The organism is Halopseudomonas maritima (assembly GCF_021545785.1).
Classification (GTDB): Bacteria; Pseudomonadota; Gammaproteobacteria; order Pseudomonadales; family Pseudomonadaceae; genus Halopseudomonas; species Halopseudomonas maritima.
In genome coordinates, this window is the sequence record NZ_CP079801.1 from 2,014,988 (window position 1) to 2,032,022 (window position 17,035).

At 63.4% G+C, this 17,035-nt stretch carries 16 protein-coding genes; 11 read left to right on the forward strand and 5 right to left on the reverse strand.

Annotated features, from left to right (window positions below; translation table 11 throughout):
* Positions 1-156: 156 nt before the first annotated feature.
* The 7 genes from HV822_RS09250 to HV822_RS09280 all read left to right on the forward strand — a co-directional run bounded on the left by HV822_RS09250 (position 157) and on the right by HV822_RS09280 (position 8,458).
* On the forward strand, positions 157-1,047 hold the full coding sequence (locus HV822_RS09250; protein WP_238869692.1) for an AraC family transcriptional regulator: 891 nt from the start codon (positions 157-159) through the stop codon (positions 1,045-1,047).
* Positions 1,048-1,146: 99 nt separating this feature from the next.
* Positions 1,147-3,354 (forward strand): TonB-dependent siderophore receptor, encoded by a 2,208-nt coding sequence (locus HV822_RS09255; RefSeq protein WP_238869694.1) that lies wholly within the window; start codon positions 1,147-1,149, stop codon positions 3,352-3,354.
* 3 nt (positions 3,355-3,357) lie between these two features.
* Positions 3,358-4,281: a Fe2+-enterobactin ABC transporter substrate-binding protein gene (gene fepB / locus HV822_RS09260; RefSeq protein WP_238869696.1), complete on the forward strand. Its 924-nt coding sequence runs from the start codon at positions 3,358-3,360 to the stop codon at positions 4,279-4,281.
* Positions 4,278-5,282 (forward strand): FecCD family ABC transporter permease, encoded by a 1,005-nt coding sequence (locus HV822_RS09265; RefSeq protein ID WP_238869697.1) that lies wholly within the window; start codon positions 4,278-4,280, stop codon positions 5,280-5,282. Before fepB ends, HV822_RS09265 begins: the two co-directional genes overlap by 4 nt.
* Positions 5,279-6,301, forward strand: coding sequence for a FecCD family ABC transporter permease (locus HV822_RS09270; RefSeq protein WP_238869698.1), 1,023 nt, complete (start codon positions 5,279-5,281; stop codon positions 6,299-6,301). Before HV822_RS09265 ends, HV822_RS09270 begins: the two co-directional genes overlap by 4 nt.
* A gap of 11 nt (positions 6,302-6,312) precedes the next feature.
* Positions 6,313-7,131 (forward strand): heme ABC transporter ATP-binding protein, encoded by an 819-nt coding sequence (locus tag HV822_RS09275; RefSeq protein WP_238869699.1) that lies wholly within the window; start codon positions 6,313-6,315, stop codon positions 7,129-7,131.
* A gap of 10 nt (positions 7,132-7,141) precedes the next feature.
* A complete protein-coding gene (locus tag HV822_RS09280; protein WP_238869701.1) occupies positions 7,142-8,458 on the forward strand; it encodes an NtaA/DmoA family FMN-dependent monooxygenase in 1,317 nt (438 codons plus the stop codon).
* A gap of 44 nt (positions 8,459-8,502) precedes the next feature.
* Here the strand turns inward: HV822_RS09280 and HV822_RS09285 are convergent, their stop codons facing one another.
* On the reverse strand, positions 8,503-9,369 hold the full coding sequence (locus HV822_RS09285; RefSeq protein ID WP_238869703.1) for a YicC/YloC family endoribonuclease: 867 nt from the start codon (positions 9,367-9,369) through the stop codon (positions 8,503-8,505).
* Between the two features lie 149 nt (positions 9,370-9,518).
* Between HV822_RS09285 and rph the strand changes: the two genes are divergently transcribed.
* Both rph and HV822_RS09295 read left to right on the forward strand, forming a co-directional pair.
* Entirely contained in the window at positions 9,519-10,238 is a 720-nt protein-coding gene (gene rph / locus HV822_RS09290; RefSeq protein WP_238869704.1) for a ribonuclease PH, read from the forward strand.
* 77 nt (positions 10,239-10,315) lie between these two features.
* Complete coding sequence (locus HV822_RS09295) at positions 10,316-10,708, forward strand: DUF4870 domain-containing protein (RefSeq protein ID WP_238869706.1); 393 nt, start codon at positions 10,316-10,318, stop codon at positions 10,706-10,708.
* A gap of 179 nt (positions 10,709-10,887) precedes the next feature.
* On the opposite strand, the gene HV822_RS09300 is transcribed toward HV822_RS09295, so the two are convergent.
* Positions 10,888-11,667: an exodeoxyribonuclease III gene (locus HV822_RS09300; protein WP_238869709.1), complete on the reverse strand. Its 780-nt coding sequence runs from the start codon at positions 11,665-11,667 to the stop codon at positions 10,888-10,890.
* 72 nt (positions 11,668-11,739) lie between these two features.
* Between HV822_RS09300 and pyrE the strand changes: the two genes are divergently transcribed.
* Both pyrE and HV822_RS09310 read left to right on the forward strand, forming a co-directional pair.
* The gene (gene pyrE / locus HV822_RS09305; protein WP_238869711.1) at positions 11,740-12,384 is read left to right on the forward strand and encodes an orotate phosphoribosyltransferase; all 645 of its coding nucleotides are present in this window, start codon (positions 11,740-11,742) and stop codon (positions 12,382-12,384) included.
* 113 nt (positions 12,385-12,497) lie between these two features.
* Positions 12,498-13,091 (forward strand): DUF4124 domain-containing protein, encoded by a 594-nt coding sequence (locus HV822_RS09310; RefSeq protein ID WP_238869713.1) that lies wholly within the window; start codon positions 12,498-12,500, stop codon positions 13,089-13,091.
* 5 nt (positions 13,092-13,096) lie between these two features.
* On the opposite strand, the gene HV822_RS09315 is transcribed toward HV822_RS09310, so the two are convergent.
* From HV822_RS09315 to HV822_RS18170, 3 genes are read right to left on the reverse strand one after another with little or no spacing between them, the layout of a single operon-like run.
* Positions 13,097-13,561 carry an acyl-CoA thioesterase gene (locus tag HV822_RS09315; RefSeq protein ID WP_449555748.1) on the reverse strand — a complete coding sequence of 155 codons (465 nt, stop codon included), beginning with the start codon at positions 13,559-13,561 and terminating at the stop codon, positions 13,097-13,099.
* Entirely contained in the window at positions 13,558-14,463 is a 906-nt protein-coding gene (argB, locus tag HV822_RS09320; protein ID WP_238869715.1) for an acetylglutamate kinase, read from the reverse strand. The genes HV822_RS09315 and argB overlap by 4 nt, the downstream gene beginning before the upstream one ends.
* A 26-nt stretch (positions 14,464-14,489) precedes the next feature.
* Complete coding sequence (locus HV822_RS18170; RefSeq protein WP_275419338.1) at positions 14,490-16,994, reverse strand: phosphomannomutase/phosphoglucomutase; 2,505 nt, start codon at positions 16,992-16,994, stop codon at positions 14,490-14,492.
* Between the last annotated feature and the right edge of the window lie 41 nt (positions 16,995-17,035).

Genomic DNA, 17,035 nt, shown 5'->3' on the forward strand with positions numbered 1-17,035 from the left:
CCGCCAGGCTTGGCTCCCTACGGCGTGATCCTCTCTGCGCCTTTTGCGCATGAAAACAATTCTCATTTGCGACCCTCTCGGGTATGCTGTGGCGCTGTCGGTCTTCTGACTGCGGGCTGATCGCTGCGCAGTCATTTGCCGTGTATTGGAGGCCATGTGCAGCAGTCCGTTTTGTCATCCATTTCGCCCGAGTCCACCGTCGGTCAGCGCCTGCTGCGGCCGGGGCTGCATTTGCACTTCGGTAGCCAAACCGCCACCGAGGATCTTCAGCGGTATGGCACCTTGAGTGATTACGTAAAACTGGTGGTGCTGCTTGACGGGGTACTGGATCTGCGGTTTGGCAATCGTCGTGTGCGCCTTGATGCCGGGCGTGTGCCGCAAATGACGCTGGTGCGTCTGGACGCGCCGCAGGACTTTGCCCGGGTGACTCACAAGGGCGAGTACTCCCGTCGCCTCAGCCTGGGCATCAGCCAGGAGTGGCTGGCGCAGGCCATGCCGCTGGCGGGTCTGGCCGGGAAGGGAGTGCAGGTGCTGCACTGGCCGGCGTCGAAGCGTGCCTGCGCGCTGGCCGAGCAGATGCTGCAGCCACCGGCGCTGGCACCTGAAATGGCCGGCATGTACTTGGAATGCCGCGCTATTGAGTTGCTGATGGAGGCCTTGATGGGCAGCAAGCTGGCGACCTCTGCGAGCTCGCCCGCCGGCATGCGTGCAGCGGCCTATCGGCGTATATGTGACCTCAGGGCCTGGTTGCAGGCTAATGCCTCGCAGCCGCTGAGTATGGATCAGATCGCGGCGCAGGGGCACACCAGCGTCGCAACCTTGCAGCGGCACTTCCGTCAGGCCTACGGCATCAGCGTGTCTGAGTTCATTCAGCGCACCCGGCTGGAGCAGGCCAGGGCGGCGCTGGAGCAGGAGGGCATCAGTGTGACCGCCGCCGGTGCCCGGGCCGGCTATGCCAATCCTGCCAGTTTCTCCACTGCCTTCAAACGCCACTTTGGCGTGTCGCCCCGTCAGTTGCAGGCGCGCATTCAGGTTTCGCGACAATGAGGCCGTCGCAAAGGTTTCTGCTGCGCTAACGAAAGACGACCACGCAGGCTCTTGAAATAATTTCGATGAGAATTATTCCCAACAAAAAGGAGCCCGTCCATGTCGTTTCATCACCCGCTGTTGCGCTCGTCTATCCCCTTTGCTCCGGTATTGTCGGTGGTGCTGTTGAGCAGCGCCGTGCAGGCGCAAGGGCAGGACGTGGAGGCGGCGGAGACGATCGCGCTGCCGGCCCTCACGGTCAACGCTTACCGCACCGCCGAGACAATCGGCGCTTCCACCAAAACCGATACAGCGCTGGTGGAAACCCCGCAGTCAGTTTCGGTAATCGAGCGCGACGAGATGGATGCGCGCGGGGTGCGCAGTCTGAACGAGGCGACGCGCTACTCGGCAGGGGTGCTACCGGAAAGCCAGGGCATCGATAATCGCGTGGATGACTTGTATATCCGCGGTTTTGACGCAGGCTCGTTCAGCAACAACGTCATGCTCGATGGCCTGCGGGCACCGTCGGACAGCAATCTGAGCTGGAACCGTACGGCCTTTGACAGCTGGAACATGGAGCGAGTGGAAGTGCTGAAGGGCCCGTCCAGTGTGCTCTACGGCCAGATTGCACCTGGCGGGTTGGTCAATCAGGTGAGCAAGACGCCGCGAGAAGATCAGCAGCAGGTGCTGCGACTGCAGATGGACGAGCATGGCCAGCGCGAAAGCGCTTTTGACCTGGGCGGCGGCAATGGACAGGGCAACGCCCTGTGGCGTGTGGTGGGGTTGTGGCGCGACGGCGACACGCAGATTGACCACACCGAGCATGAGAAATGGTTCATCGCGCCCAGCACTACCCTGCGTTTCAACGACGGCGATACCGAGGTGACGCTGCTGGGGCTGTACCAGAAGGACGATGGCGGCTCGACCTTCCAGTTTTTGCCCTATCAGGGCACCGTGGTGCCGGCCGCCGAAGGCTATATCGACAATGAGACCCTGTTGGGCGAGCCCGACTGGAACCAATACGACCGCACCGTGTGGACGGCCGGGTGGTTGGCGCGACACCAGCTGAACGAGCGCTGGAGTGTCAGCCAGAGTGCCCGTTACACCCATGTTGACTCGTTGTATCGCGCGACCGTCGGCTATGGCGTGCGCGGCACGGCGCCGACCAATCTGGATACCTTGATTGACGGGCGCTGGTTGCGTCGTCGTGCGGTGCAGGGTGAGGGTGATTCCGACGCCATCACGCTGGATACCCGGCTGCAAGGCGACTTGAGCTTTGGGGTGACGGACCACCAGTTGCTCGCCGGCCTGGATTATCAAAAAACCGACTGGACCTTCCTGCGCAAGATGGCCGCGGTCAACCCTACCCTGATTCAGGTTGACGTGTTCAACCCGGTCTATACCGGATACGACTTTGCCGCTGTGCTGGCCGACCAGTTATCGACCAAGGAAACCGATCGCCAACTCGGCCTCTACCTGCAGGATCAGATTGCCCTGAATCGCTGGCGCGTGACCCTGGGTGCGCGCTATGACCAGTTTGAGATCGACACCCTCGACCGCCTGACCAATGTGCGCTCGCAGGTAGATGATGGCGCGCTGACCTGGCGGGCCGGGCTGACCTACCTGTTTGATAACGGGCTGGCACCATACCTGAGTTACTCCGAGTCCTTTCAGCCAGCCACCGGCACTGATCGCAGTGGGGGCACATTCGAGCCGATTACCGGCGAGCAGTGGGAGGTCGGTGTGAAGTATGAGCCCGAGCGTATTGACGGCCTTGTCACGCTGGCCGCCTACGACCTGCGACAGAAAAATGTGCTCACCGCTGACCCGGACAACCTGGCAGGTGAGCGGTATCAGGTGCAGACCGGTGAGGTGCGCGTGCGGGGTATTGAGCTGGAGGGGCGAGTTACACCGCTGCCGGGCATCAGTGTGATCGGTGCGCTAACCCGCTTTGATTCGGAGGTGACACGTAACAATGATGGTTACGAAGGTAATCACATGGTGCGCGTACCGGACTGGATGGGCTCGCTGTGGGTGGATTACAGCTTTTACGGCGGCCTGCTGGACGGTCTCAGCCTGGGTGGCGGTGCCCGCTACGTGGATGAGACCTATGGCGACCTGGGCAATTACCTGAAGATTCCGGATTACACCTTGTATGACGCCGCCGTGCGTTACGACCTGGGCCGGTTTGGTGCCACGGCTGTGCAGCTGGCACTCAATGCCAGCAACCTTACCGATGAGCGTTACGTGGCAACCTGCACCGCTGCGACCGCCTGCTACTACGGCAGCGGCCGCACGTTGACGGCCAGTGTGCGTCTGGGCTGGTAACCCATGGCCGGTATGTTGCGCCTGAGTGCTGGGCTGCTGCTGTTGCTGTGCCTGTCGGTGCAGGCGGCGGACTGGCCGCGGGAGGTGATCAGCGCCGATGGGGTGATGCTGGTGCTGCAGCAGCGGCCCCTGCGCGTTCTGTCCACCTCGGTAACTCTGACCGGCAGTCTGCTGGCCATTGATGCGCCAGTGATAGCCAGTGCCACTGCCAACAATGGTGTGTACTTTGACCAATGGGCTGCGCTGGCCGAACAGCGCGGCGTGGAGCGGTTGTGGCCGGCGGGCAGCATCGACCTGGAAGCGGCCTACGTGCATGCGCCAGACCTGATTGTGGTTTCCAGCGAGGGCGCCGATTCGGCGTTGGCTCAAGTTGCCGAGTTGCGCAACATCGCGCCCACGCTGGTGCTCAGTTACGGCGATCGCGACTGGCAGGAGCTGGCCCGCCAGCTGGGTGACGCGCTGGGCCTTGAGGCCCAGGCGGAGGCGCGCATTCGCGGCTTTGAACGGCGTCTGCAGCAGGTGCGCTCAAGCATCGTGGTGCCGCCGGGCAAGGCCAACATCATCAGTTACAACGGCGCGGGCATGCCTAACCCTATCGCCACGCCCAGAGGAGCCCATGGCCGCCTGCTGGCAGCGCTGGGCTTCTATATTGAGGCGCCGGAGCCGGCCTGGCACAGCGGTCTGGATTCACCCGAAGCGTTCGTGCGTAGCGAGTACGAATATCTTACCCGTCTGCAGGCTGAAACCAGCTTCCTGTTGCGTCAGGCGCCAGCTGACACCAGCGCCTTTGTCGGTGACCCGGTGCTGGCCAATCTGCCATCGGTGCGCGCAGGCCAGGTCCATGGTTTGGGGCGTAACTCCTTTCGCATCGACTTTTTTAGCGCCAGCGAGATTGTCGATGGCATCGAGCAGGGGTTTGCACGGTGACAAGCGTCGGCTTGCGGGGCTGGCCACTGGCGCTGTCGGCTGCTCTGCTGGGGTTGGTACTGGTGTTGCTGAGCATTGGGCTGGGCAGCGCCCGCATGCCGCCGCAGACCACCCTGGCAGCGTTGCTGCAGTTTGATCCCGGCAACAGCGATCACTTGCTGGTGCGTGAGCTGCGCGTGCCGCGTACCTTGCTGGCGCTGGTGGTGGGCGCGGCCCTGGCCGCCTCTGGGGTGATCATGCAGGCGCTGACCCGCAATCCGCTGGCTGATCCGGGTGTATTGGGTGTCAACGCCGGTGCCGCCGCCGCAGTGGCAGCCGGTATTGCGCTGGTCGGCGTGCAGTCGGCTACCGGGCAGTTGCTCTGCGCGCTGCTGGGCGCCGCGCTGGCGGGAGCGTTGGTGGTGTTGCTGAGCGGGTTGCGCAGCGGCGCCGACCCGATCCGGGTAGTGCTGGTAGGCACCGCCCTGAGCGCCGTGCTGCTGGCACTGACTCAACTGATTACGCTGAACAGCGAAGAACAGGTGTTTGACCAGTTCCGCCACTGGGCGGTGGGTTCGTTGCAAGGGCGGGGCATGGCGGTGTTGTTGACGCTGCTGCTGCCGGTCGGTGGGGCGCTGCTGGCCTCGTTGCTGCTGGCGCGCGCGCTGGATGCGCTGGTGCTTGGCGAGGAGCTGGGCAGTGCGTTGGGTGCCCGGCCCCGGCTGACCTGGCTGCTGTGCGCTGGTGTGATTGCTCTGTTGGCTGGTGCGGCTACCGCGGCTGCTGGCCCGATAGCTTTTGTTGGGCTCACCGCGCCCCATCTGGCACGTCAGCTCGCGGGCGGCAATCACCGGCAGCTGCTGCCGGTGGCCATGCTGTGCGGTGCCCTGCTGACGTTGCTGGCAGATCTGTTTGGGCGGTTGGTGGCGCACCCCGGTGAGGTCAGTGTAGGCATCATGGTGGCGCTGATTGGCGGTCCCAGCTTTGCGCTGCTGGCCCGGCGCAGGCGGTTTGTCTTGTGAGCGCGCGGGTATGGCGGCTGGGGACGCTGTCGGTGCCGGTGCGCCGCCGGGTGCTGCTGGTCAACCTGCTGCTGTTGGTGCTGATCCTGCTGCTCGGATTGCTTGGAGCACTGTCGGGGCGGCTGACCTTCACGCCGGCGCAATTGCTGGAGTTGCTGCTGGCGCCGCAGCAGGGCGGTGTGCCGGGCCGCATTCTGCTGCATATTCGTTTGCCGCGTGTGCTGACTGCCCTTTGCGCAGGTGCAGCGCTGGGCGTATCAGGGGCCATTTTCCAGTCCTTGTCGCGTAACCCGCTCGGCTCACCGGACATCATCGGTTTCACCACTGGCGCTGCCAGCGGCGCCATCGCCTATCTGGTGTTTGTCGGCCAGCAGCCGCTCGGGCTGCTGCTGGCGACCCTCGCAGCCGGGCTTGCCACCGCGCTACTGGTCTATCTGCTGGCGCGGCGCGATGGTCAGGTAGACAGCTATCGCCTGGTGCTGATCGGTATCGGGATTGGCTCGACCCTGGCGGCGGTCAATGGTCTGTTGCTGGTCAAGGGCAGCCTGGACAACGCCATGCAGGCCAATCTGTGGCTGGCCGGCTCGCTTAATGCACGCAGCTGGATGCACGCCCTGCCGGTACTTGGCGGGTGCCTGGTGCTGATTCCGCTGGCGCTGTTGGGGGCACGTCAGCTGACGCTGCTGGAAATGGGGGACGACCTGGCTGCCCAGCTGGGCGTACGGATCGAGCGGGTACGCGGCTCAATGACGCTGGCTGGAGTGTTGTTGGCGGCGCTGGCCACCGCAGCCGTCGGGCCGCTGGCGTTTATCGCGCTGGCGGCGCCGCAACTGGTGCTGCGCCTGGGACGGGGACAGGGTGTACCTGTCTGCGGCGCGGCGCTGATGGGAGCCTGTCTGCTGCTGGCGGCTGATCAGGTGGCGCAGCGCATGCCCGGCGATCTGATTCTGCCTATCGGCCGCATGACTGCGCTGTTGGGCGGTTTGTACCTGCTGTGGTTGTTGACCCGCCAGCGCTGACAGGAGAAGACATGAACAACCTCACTGACACCAATGGCGTACAACTGCGGGCCGAGCATGTGGCGCTGGCCTATGACCGCCAGCGAATTATCCAGGATCTGGACCTGCAACTGCCGGCGGGCAAGATCAGCGTGATCATCGGCCCCAACGGCTGCGGCAAGTCGACTCTGCTGCGAGCGCTGGCCGGGCTGCTGAAACCGCAGGCCGGTCAGGTCTTGCTGGATGGTCGTGCGCTGGCGCGTCATGGCGCACGTGAGTTGGCCAAGCGCCTGGGGTTGTTGCCGCAAAGCTCCAGCGCGCCAGCCGGCATCAGTGTTGCCGATCTGGTGGCGCGCGGACGCTTTCCGCACCAGGGACTGTTGCGCCAGTGGAGCGCTGAGGACGCGGCAGCAGTCAGTGAGGCACTGCGCCTGACCGATCTAACCACCCTGGCCGAGCGGCCGGTCGCGCAGCTGTCTGGCGGGCAGCGCCAGCGGGTGTGGCTGGCGCTGGTACTGGCACAACAGCCGCAATTGCTGCTGCTGGATGAGCCCACCACCTATCTGGATATCGCTCACCAGTACGACGTGCTGGAGCTGTGCCGGCGACTTAATCGCGAGGCCGGCCGCACGCTGGTGCTGGTTCTGCACGACCTGAATCAGGCGGCGCGCTACGCCGACCACATGGTAGCCATGCAGCAGGGGCGCGTGGTCGCCGCCGGCACGCCAGCGCAGGTACTGCAACCGGCGTTGATTCGCCGCGTATTTGGTATCGACGCCCTGGTCGTACCCGACCCGGTGACCGGTACACCTATGGTGGTGCCGCGTCCGCCGCAATCACAAGAAGCTTGAGGATTAACCCATGAACACCCCGCAACATTTGTGTATCGGCCTGTCGCTGGCCGCGACCTGGCTCAACGGCGATGCCTGGTGCCGGCCTGACAGCCGGGTTGAGGCGCTGCACAGTGTGGACCTGTATGCGGAACTGGCGCGCCGAGCCGAGTCGGCCTGTATCGACTTTGTGTTTCGACCCGACTCGTTGTTCATCGACCCTGCCACGCTGGAGCACGGCCCCGGTTTCAGTGGCCTGGACCCGACCCTGCTGATGACCGCGCTGGCCCGCGAAACGCGGCACATCGGACTGGTGACCACCGCCTCGACTACCTTCAATCAGCCCTACATCGTCGCCCGGCAGTTGCAGTCCCTGCAGCAGATCAGCGCCGGGCGCGCCGGCTGGAATGTGGTGACTGCACTCGACGGCCAGCAGAACTTTGGTCTGCAGGAGATGCCATCGGCTGATGCGCGCTACGCCCGTGCGGCTGAGTTTACTGCGGCGGTTCGTCAGCTCTGGCGCAGTTATCCGGCTGAGGCGCTGGCGCTGGACAGGGCCGGTGGACGCTACGCCGACAGTAGCCGCGTGCGGCCGATTGACTTTGATGGGCAGCACCTAGCGGTACAGGGGCCGCTCAGCCTGCCGGGCCATCCGGCTGGAGAGGTACCGCTGTTTCAGGCCGGTGCCTCCGAGGTCGGGCGCGAGTTTGCTGCGCAGATCGCCGATGCCATCTTTGCCGCCACGCCGGACATGCACAGCGCTCGCGCGCTGCGTGCTGATCTGCAGGCTCGCACCTCACGTCTGGGGAGGGGGCCGGGCGCGGTTCGCGTGTTGCCGGGTCTGAGTTTGTATCTGGCCGGCACCCGGGCGCAGGCGCAGGAGCTCTTTGAAGCCGCCCGCAGCGAGCAGCAGCGCGCGCGCAAGCTGGCCGCATTGCAACCACTGATGCAGGTGGACTTAAGCCAGCTGCCGGCGGATCAGCCACTGGGTGTTGACGCGATGATAGCTGAGGGCGCGCCGGTGCGCAGTCGCACCCACGCCACGTTGCTGCGCCAGTTGTTGCAGCGAGAACGCCTGACTCTGGCGCAACTGTTGCGACGCCCGGAAGTGTCCGGCTCGTCACACTGGCAGGTGGTGGGGACGGTCGCTGATGCGCTGGTGGAGATTCGTCGCTGGCACGCCGCGCAGGCGATTGACGGGTTTATCGCCTTGCCGGGCGGCAGCCTGCAATCGCTGGCATTGTGCTGCGATGAGCTGGTACCGGCGCTTGCCGATCTGGGGCTATTCCGGCATTCCTACCGGAGCAGCACCTTGCGAGGACATTTGGGCCTGGCAGAAACCGGCTGAGCCTGGCCCAGGCCGGTCAACGGGTTGGGGTGAGCTGGGCGATATTACTCAATATTCTGGATCTGCTCGCGCATCTGCTCGATAAACACCTTCAGATCCACAGCGGCCTGGGTGCTGCGGGTATCGATGGCCTTGGAGCCGAGGGTGTTGGCTTCGCGGTTGAATTCCTGCATCAGAAAATCCAAGCGGCGGCCGATGGCGTCCTTGCTGTCGAGTACGCGGCGGGTTTCGACCACGTGGGTGTCGAGGCGGTCGAGTTCTTCGGCCACGTCGATCTTCTGGGCCAGCAGTACGATCTCCTGCTCGACGCGGGTGCTGTCTAGCTCCAGCTTGGCGTCGTTGAAGCGGTCGATCAGCTTCTGCCGGTGGGCGGTGAGCAGGGTCGGCATCATCTCGCGCAGGATCGCCGTGCGGTCGCTGATGCTGCCCAGGCGATCAATGATCAATTGCTTCAGCTCGGCGCCTTCGCGGGCGCGGTGCTCTTTCAGCTCCTTGAGGGCCTGATCGAACAGCGTGCGGGCCTGTTTGACCAGGTCGGCCTGATCGGTCTTCTCGCCCATTACCACACCTGGCCAGGCCAGCAGCTCCAGCGGGTTGATCGGGCCGGCGTTGTGCAGGCGGGCGCCGAGCTGCTCGGTGGTGCGGATCAGCTGGTCAAGCAGCGGCTGGTTCAGGCTGAGTTCACTGGACTGCTGCTCGGCCGGGTTAAAGCGCAGGGTGCATTCGACCTTGCCGCGTGCCACTTGCTTGCGCAGCAGCTCGCGCAACGGGCCCTCCAGTTCGCGGAAGGCTTCGGGCAGGCGCAGGGTGACCTCCAGGTAGCGATGATTGACCGAGCGCAGTTCCCAGGCCAGGTTGCCCTGATCGGTGCTGAGTTCGCTGCGCGCAAAGGCGGTCATGCTGTTGGCCATGGTGTCGTGCTTCCCTGTCAGTAGTCGGTGGATCGACCGGCATTGTAACCCCGCCAGCCTGCGCCTGGGCAATCTTCAGTACGCCAGAAAGCCGCCCATGCCTGCTATACTCCGCGCACTTCCTCCCCGCTGTACAAGGACTCCCGATGATGAAACGCCCCAGCGAACGTGCCGCCGACCAGATGCGCCAGGTCACTTTGACCCGCCACTACACCAAGCACGCCGAAGGCTCTGTGCTGGTTGAGTTTGGTGATACCAAGGTGATCTGTACTGTCAGCGTTGAAGCTGGCGTGCCGCGCTTTCTGCGTGGTAGCGGTCAAGGTTGGGTCACCGCAGAATACGGCATGCTGCCGCGCTCGACCGGCTCGCGCATGCAGCGTGAGTCCAGCCGTGGCAAGCAGGGTGGTCGCACCCTGGAGATTCAACGTCTTATCGGCCGTTCGCTGCGCGCCGCGGTTGACCTCAAGACCCTGGGCGAAAACACCCTGTATATCGACTGCGATGTGATTCAGGCCGACGGTGGTACGCGCACCGCATCGATCACCGGTGCCTGTGTGGCGCTGGTCGATGCGCTGCGAGCCATGAAGCAGCGCGGTGCTATCAAGAAGGTGCCTGAAGTGCAGATGATTGCCGCCATCTCCGTGGGTATCTATCAGGGTGTGCCGGTGCTGGACCTGGACTACCCGGAAGATTCCTCCGCCGATACCGACCTGAACGTCGTTATGACCGACAAGGGCGGCTTTATCGAAGTGCAGGGCACCGCCGAGGCGGCCCCTTTCAGCGCTGATGATCTGAACGCCATGCTGGCGCTGGCGCGTCAGGGTTGTGAGCAGCTGTTCAGCCTGCAGCAGGCCGCATTGGCAGACTGAGACGGCGTTGGTAGGCAGTGACGCACAAGTCTGTTACAACGGGCATTCTCTTCTTTAACGCATGCAAGGAGTGCCCGATGACCGATCCCGTTGATCCTGCTGTAGAAGCCCCCGTCCCACCGCCAGGCAAGCCGAGTTCGGAAGCGCGACAGTGGGCGCTGATTGCGCATGTCTCCGCCTTGCTGGGCTGCGTGTTGCCGTTCGGCAACCTGATTGGTCCGCTGATTGTCTGGCAGCTGAAAAAGGACATGGACCCTTTTGTCGATGATCAGGGCAAGGAAGCGCTGAACTTCCAGATCACGGTCACCCTGATGCTGCTGGTCTGCGTGCTGCTGATGCTGGTGCTGATCGGTATTCTGCTGGCCTGGGTGGTGGGCGTCGCCGCCTTGGTGCTGGTGATCATCGCCGCCATCAAGTCCAACGAAGGCACCGCCTACCGTTATCCGTTCTGCTGGCGCCTGATTAAATAGGCGCAAAAAAAGCCCCCGCAACCATTGGCTGCGGGGGCTTTTTGCTGTGAGGTACCTTGCTCGTATGCTTGCACCCAGACCGGTTCGCCTGGACCATCGTCTTCAGTCTTCAGTCTTCAGTCTTCAGTCTTCAGTCTTCAGTCTTCAGTCTTCAGTCTTCAGTCTTCAGCCTTCAGCTATCAGATACTCAGCGTCCAGTCGTAATCAATGATGACCGGAGCGTGCTGGGAGAAGCGGACATTGCGCGGGATCTTCGCCTGCTTGACGAAGCGGCGCAGGCCCGGGGTCAGGATCTGGTAGTCAAAGCGCAGGCCAAGATTGAGGTTTTCGGCCTGCTCGCTGTTGGGCCACCAGCTGTACAGCTCGGACTCGCGCGTGACTTCGCGGGTGGCGTCGACGTAGCCCATATTGCCGAAAATCTCGTCCATCCAGGCACGCTCCGGTGCCATAAAGCCGGGTTCATTCTGACAGTCACGCCAGTTTTTCACATCCAGCTTGAGATGGGCGACGTACAGTGAGCCGCAGTAGATGAACTCTCTACGCTTGCGGCGTTGCTTGTTCAGGTAGCCGGCAAAGTCGTCCATGAACTTGAATTTCTGGTTCAGGTCGGCGTCGCCGTCACGGCCCGAAGGCAGCAGCAGGGAGGTAATGCTGACCTTGTCGAAGTCAGCCTGCAGGAAGCGGCCGTAGCGGTCGGCGGACTCGAAACCCAGCCCCATGATGATGGCCTTGGGCGCGGTGCGGGTGTAAATGGCAACGCCGCCCTGGGAAGGTGTTTCGGCTTCAAAGCAGTATTGCCAGTAGCCGTCCAGCCAGTACGGGTCCTGCTCTAGCTCGGGGGCGGTAACGCGGATGTCCTGCAGGCAGATGACATCAGCGTCCTGCGTGCGCAGCCAGTCAAACAGACCGCGCTCGGCTGCGGCCTTCACTCCATTGACGTTGAGACTGATGATTCGCATGCGTGGCTCCCCAAAAAAGCAGCGTGTATGATACCCGAGGTTTATTGAATTTTGTAAATGATGAGGGTGCAGATGCACGAATATCAGCGGGAGTTCATTCGTTTTGCGCTGGATCGCAATGTCTTGCGGTTCGGTGAATTTACCCTCAAGTCCGGGCGCAAGAGCCCGTATTTTTTTAATGCTGGCCTGTTTAACGACGGTGGTTCGCTGAGCCGTCTAGGGCGTTTTTACGCCCAGGCGCTGGTCCACAGTGACCTGTCTGATGTGGATGTCATCTTTGGCCCGGCCTACAAGGGCATCCCGCTGGCGGCGGTGACCGCCGTTGCCCTGGCTGACAGCTTTGACCGCGATTTGCCCTATTGTTTCAATCGCAAGGAAGCCAAGGACCACGGTGAGGGCGGTACGCTGGTCGGCGCCCCGCTGGAGGGTCGCGTGCTGATCATCGACGATGTGATTACCGCAGGCACCGCCGTGCGTGAAGTCATGCAGATTATTCAGCAGGCTGGCGCCACCCCGGCTGCCGTGATGATTGCGCTGGACCGCCAGGAGCGTGGTCAGGGCGAGCTGTCGGCGATTCAGGAAGTGGAGCGGGACTTTGGCATCCCGGTGATCAGCATTGTCAGCCTGAATCAGGTAATGGACTTCATCAAGGACGACGATGAGCTGCAACAGCACCTGCCGGCAGTGCAGGCCTACCGGGCTCAGTACGGTATCTGATCCATTGCTCTGAGCAGGCAGCTATAGTTAATGTGATTTGGGTCGATATACTGCCAACTGGCCATCAACCCGATGAGGCCAAGCTGAACGCCACGGTAAAGGAACCGCCTGCGATGAAATGGATGATGACACGCGTCACGCTGACACTGGCTATGCTGAGCCCCGCGCCGGTGGTGGCAGAGTTGTACCGCTATGTCGACGATAACGGCGTAACGGTGCTCGACAGCCGGGTGCCGCCGCAATTCATCAGCCGTGGCTATGAGGTGCTGGATTCGCATGGTCGGGTAAAGCAGGTAGTGCCGGCGGCGCCCACTGCCGCTGAGCGCGACGCCCGTCGTGCGGCGCTCGAAGAGCAAGCGCAGCGTCAGGCTGCGGACTCAACCCTGTTGCGCCTGTATAGCAGCCTGGCGGATCTGGACCGGGCCCGGCAGCGTCAGCTGCAGCAAATCGACAACCAGATCACGGTAGCCAAGACCAATATCCAGGAGCTGCGTGCCGAGCGTGAGGCGTTGCAATCGCAGGCGGCCAGCCAGGAACGTGCTGGGCGGGCCGTGGAGCAGAGCATTCTTGACCAGTTGGCGGCGGTGGATGCTGAAACCCAGCGTCTGCAACGGCTGGTCCAGCGTCAACAGCAGGAGACAGTCAAGGTCACCGAAGATTTTGCGCGCCAGCGCGAGCGGCTGGCGTTTCTGCTCGGCGAATCCTGAAACCCCTAACCCTGTACGGCCGGCGCGGCCTGCTCAGGTGCGACACACTCAAAGCTGTTCACCGTCCGTTTAAAACTCTCAGGGATAGGTGTGGGCCGGCGGGTGCTCTGGTCGGCGTGCACGTAGACCACCTCCCCGGTCAGCAGCAGCTCGTCGCCTCGGTAGATCGCGGCGACAAAGCGCATGCTGCTGTTGCCAAAGTAGGCCACCCGCATATGCACATCCAGCAGGTCGTCGAACATCGCCGGCGCCTTGTACTCCAGCACGGTCTTGGCGGCAAAAAACTCGCTGCCATCCAAGCCGTCACCGGGCTGCACCCCGGCTGCCGCGCGCAATGCCCGGTAGTACTCGGTCACGCCTACGTCCACATAGTTGAGGTAGTGACCGTTGAACACGATGCCCTGCGGGTCAGCCTCGGACCAGCGCACGCGCAGCGGCGTGCTGAAGCGGAAGTCGCTTTTGCGCATCATGCTTCGCGCACCTGATTGGTGATCAAGGTACCAACGCCGGTATCGGTGAACAGCTCCAGCAGCACCGCGTTGGGCACTCGGCCGTCAACGATGATGGCGCTGCCGACGCCGCCCTGCACGGCGTCCAGGGCACAACGGATCTTCGGCAGCATGCCGCCGTAGATGGTGCCGTCGGCGATCAGCGCGTCCACCTGGGTGGTGCTCAGGCCGGTCAGCACCTTGCCTTCCTTGTCCATCAACCCGGCGATATTGGTCAGCAGCATCAGCTTCTCGGCGCCCAGCGCCTCGGCGACCTTGCCGGCAACCAGGTCGGCGTTGATGTTGTAGGAGGCGCCGTCAGTGCCCACGCCAATGGGCGCGATGACCGGGATATAGTCGTCGGAGACCAGCCGGTTGATCAGGTTGGCGTTGACGCTGGAGACCTCGCCCACGTGGCCGATGTCGATGATCTCGGGTTTGTCCATGCCGGGTGTGTGACGGCTGACCTTGAGCTTGCGGGCCTTGATCAGGCCGGCGTCCTTACCGGTCAGGCCGATGGCGCTGCCGCCATGCTGGTTGATCAGGTTGACGATGTCCTTGTTGACCTGACCGCCAAGTACCATCTCGACCACGTCCATGGTCTGGCTATCGGTCACGCGCATGCCTTCGATGAATTGACTCTCGATATTCAGACGCTTGAGCAGGTCGCCGATCTGCGGGCCGCCGCCATGCACTACCACCGGGTTGATGCCGACGGTCTTCATCAGCACGATGTCGCGCGCGAAGCTGTTTTTCAGCTCGTCGTTCTCCATGGCGTTTCCGCCGTACTTGATGACGATGGTCTTGCCGGTGAAGCGCTGGATGTAGGGCAGTGCTTCGGTAAGAACGCGTGAAACCTGGGCGGCGGCGTCGCGACTCAACATGGTGGTCTGGTGTCTCCTGTGATGATTCAGAATGAGGGGGTGAGGTCGGGTGCGACAGCCTGCAGGCGCTCGCGGAACAGGGTCTTGACCCGGTTCAGTTCCTCACTGCTGTCGGCCTCAAAGCGCAGCACCAGCACCGGTGTGGTGTTGGAGGCGCGGATCAGGCCCCAGCTGTTGGCAAAGTCTACACGGATCCCGTCCAGGCTGGTGACCTGGCCGTCACCCCAGTCGGCCTGCTCGGCCAGCGCACGAACAATCTCGAACTTGCGTTCTTCGCCGACTGTCAGGTTGATTTCCGGGGTGCTGATGCCGGCTGGAAAGCGGGCCATCACGGCGTCGGCGCTGTCGGGCTGCATGGACAGCAGCTCCAGCAGGCGACAGGCGCTGTACAGGCCGTCGTCAAAGCCGTACCAGCGCTCCTTGAAGAACAGGTGGCCGCTCATTTCGCCACCGAGCAGGGCGCCGGTTTCCTTCATCTTGGCCTTGACCAGCGAGTGACCGGACTTCCACATGACCGGGCGACCACCGGCCTGGCTGATGACCTGCGGCAGCTGGCGCGAGCACTTGACGTCAAAGACGATGTCGGCGCCGGGGTTGCGGGTAACAATGTCTTCGGCGAACAGCATCATCAGGCGGTCGGGGTAGATCATTTCGCCGCTGTCGGTGACAAAGCCCAGGCGGTCGGCATCGCCGTCAAAGGCGACGCCCAGGTCGGCGCCGCTGCGCTTGACCATTTCGATCAGGTCGGTGAGGTTTTCCGGCTTGCCCGGGTCCGGGTGATGGTTGGGGAACAGTCCGTCGACGTCGCAATACAGCGGGATCACTTCACAGCCGATGTCGCTGAGCAAGCGCTCGGCAATGACCCCGCCGACACCGTTGCCGCAATCGACCACTACCTTGAGGGGGCGAGCGATGACAATGTCGTCGACGACCTGCTGCAGATAGTCGTCCAGCACGTGCAGTTGGTCGCGGCTGCCGCTACCGGCACGCAGGTTGTTCTGCTGCAGGCGCTGGTGCAGGGCGCTGATCTGATCGCCCGACAGCGTCTGGCCGGCGATTACAATTTTCAGGCCGTTGTAGGCTGGCGGGTTGTGGCTGCCGGTGATCATCACCCCGGAGGTGGCGCCGCTGGTGTGCGTGGCAAAGTAGAGCACCGGGGTGGGGGCCATGCCGATATCGCTGACCTGACAGCCGCTGTCCATCAACCCCTGGATCAGCTGCTCGCTGAGCGCCGGGCCGGAGAGTCGGCCGTCACGGGCGACCAGCACGCGCTGTTCGCCGGCATCCAGCGAGGCGCTGCCAATGGCCCGGCCGAGCCAATACACGCCTTCCTCGGTCAGACTTTTGCCGACCACGCCGCGAATATCGTAGGCGCGGAATATTTCTGCCGGCAGGGCGGGAATGGCCTGGGCGCTGGTGACGTTGTCGTCGGCATCCTGCATGGCAAAAGGGTCGTCGTCGAGGATGTCGATGTCCAGCACTTCGGTGGGCTGGAAGACCGGCTTGCTCAGCCCATCGTCGGATGGCGGCACTGGCTTGGCGGGGCTCTCACGAGGCACATTGACGCCGACCGTCTGGCCGCTGCGCTTGACCAGTTGCAGGATGTTCTGCGCCGCTGCCTCCAGCGGGCCGAGCGCCAGGCCACCGGCTTTATGGCCGAGGGTCAGCTGGGTCAGGGTGTTGGCGTCGGCGCGCACGGCGGCGCTCCAGCCGCGCTGCAGCAGCAGTAGCGCGAAAAGTCCGCCAAGCAGCGCGAGCAGGGCACTGGCAACCAGCAACAGGATATTGGGCGTTACGCTGGACAGGCCGCTGCCGGGCTGAAACTCCAGTTGCCAGGCCGGGTTGTCGGTACTCAAGCGGATGCTCTGGCCCTGGCCGCTACCCCGTTCAAACAACACCTGCTCCGGGCCGCCGGGAAACTGCTGAATCAGGCGTACTCGGCCGGCGTCATCGGTTAGCGCGGGCAAGCTGCCGAGAATGCGCGAGAGCTGCATCACGGCGGCCAGGGTGCCGTTGGCTGGCGCGTTGGGCGAGGCGCGTAAAGGCTTGACGCTATACAGCAGCCACTGATCACCGAGCTGGTGGGCTTCGGCTGGCACCGGCAGGTCACGCTCGGCGCGGCGAATCATGTCCAGCGCGGCAAAGTTAAGCGGCGCACTACCCGATTCAATGCGTTCAGCCTTGCCGGGCGCGTGCGTATAGATGGCCAGGGTATCGGCCTGGTGGTAGTTCAGCAGTCGATCCAGGGTGGCGCTACCGCCCTGGCTCAAGGCGACCTGCAGCTGCGGATTGGCGGCAACGCGGGCCAGGTCGCGGTCCAGCTGCGCCAGCCCCTGATTCAGACCGCTGACCTGCTGGCTGGCGTAACCCTTGACCAGCGCCTGGTTGAGGCTGCTGGCATAGCCGCTCATGGCCACCCAGAGGACCACTGCGGCCGCGCCAATGCCGACCATGGCTAGGGCAACGGGAAGGTTGACGCTGGGCAGCCCGGCAGGCTTGCTGGCGCTTGGTGTTTTGCGGCTGAGTTTCATCTGCTTATGTGCCTCCCTGCGAACATGAACGGAAAGACCGG

Coding starts and splice junctions, on each gene's coding strand:
- HV822_RS09255 (WP_238869694.1), top strand. CDS start 1,147: ATGTCGTTTCATCACCCGCTGTTGCGCTCGTCTATCCCCTTTGCTCCG.
- fepB (WP_238869696.1), top strand. CDS start 3,358: ATGGCCGGTATGTTGCGCCTGAGTGCTGGGCTGCTGCTGTTGCTGTGC.
- HV822_RS09275 (WP_238869699.1), top strand. CDS start 6,313: ATGAACAACCTCACTGACACCAATGGCGTACAACTGCGGGCCGAGCAT.
- HV822_RS09280 (WP_238869701.1), top strand. CDS start 7,142: ATGAACACCCCGCAACATTTGTGTATCGGCCTGTCGCTGGCCGCGACC.
- HV822_RS09285 (WP_238869703.1), bottom strand. CDS start 9,369: ATGGCCAACAGCATGACCGCCTTTGCGCGCAGCGAACTCAGCACCGAT.
- rph (WP_238869704.1), top strand. CDS start 9,519: ATGAAACGCCCCAGCGAACGTGCCGCCGACCAGATGCGCCAGGTCACT.
- HV822_RS09295 (WP_238869706.1), top strand. CDS start 10,316: ATGACCGATCCCGTTGATCCTGCTGTAGAAGCCCCCGTCCCACCGCCA.
- HV822_RS09300 (WP_238869709.1), bottom strand. CDS start 11,667: ATGCGAATCATCAGTCTCAACGTCAATGGAGTGAAGGCCGCAGCCGAG.
- pyrE (WP_238869711.1), top strand. CDS start 11,740: ATGCACGAATATCAGCGGGAGTTCATTCGTTTTGCGCTGGATCGCAAT.
- HV822_RS09310 (WP_238869713.1), top strand. CDS start 12,498: ATGAAATGGATGATGACACGCGTCACGCTGACACTGGCTATGCTGAGC.
- HV822_RS09315 (WP_449555748.1), bottom strand. CDS start 13,561: ATGATGCGCAAAAGCGACTTCCGCTTCAGCACGCCGCTGCGCGTGCGC.
- argB (WP_238869715.1), bottom strand. CDS start 14,463: ATGTTGAGTCGCGACGCCGCCGCCCAGGTTTCACGCGTTCTTACCGAA.
- HV822_RS18170 (WP_275419338.1), bottom strand. CDS start 16,994: ATGAAACTCAGCCGCAAAACACCAAGCGCCAGCAAGCCTGCCGGGCTG.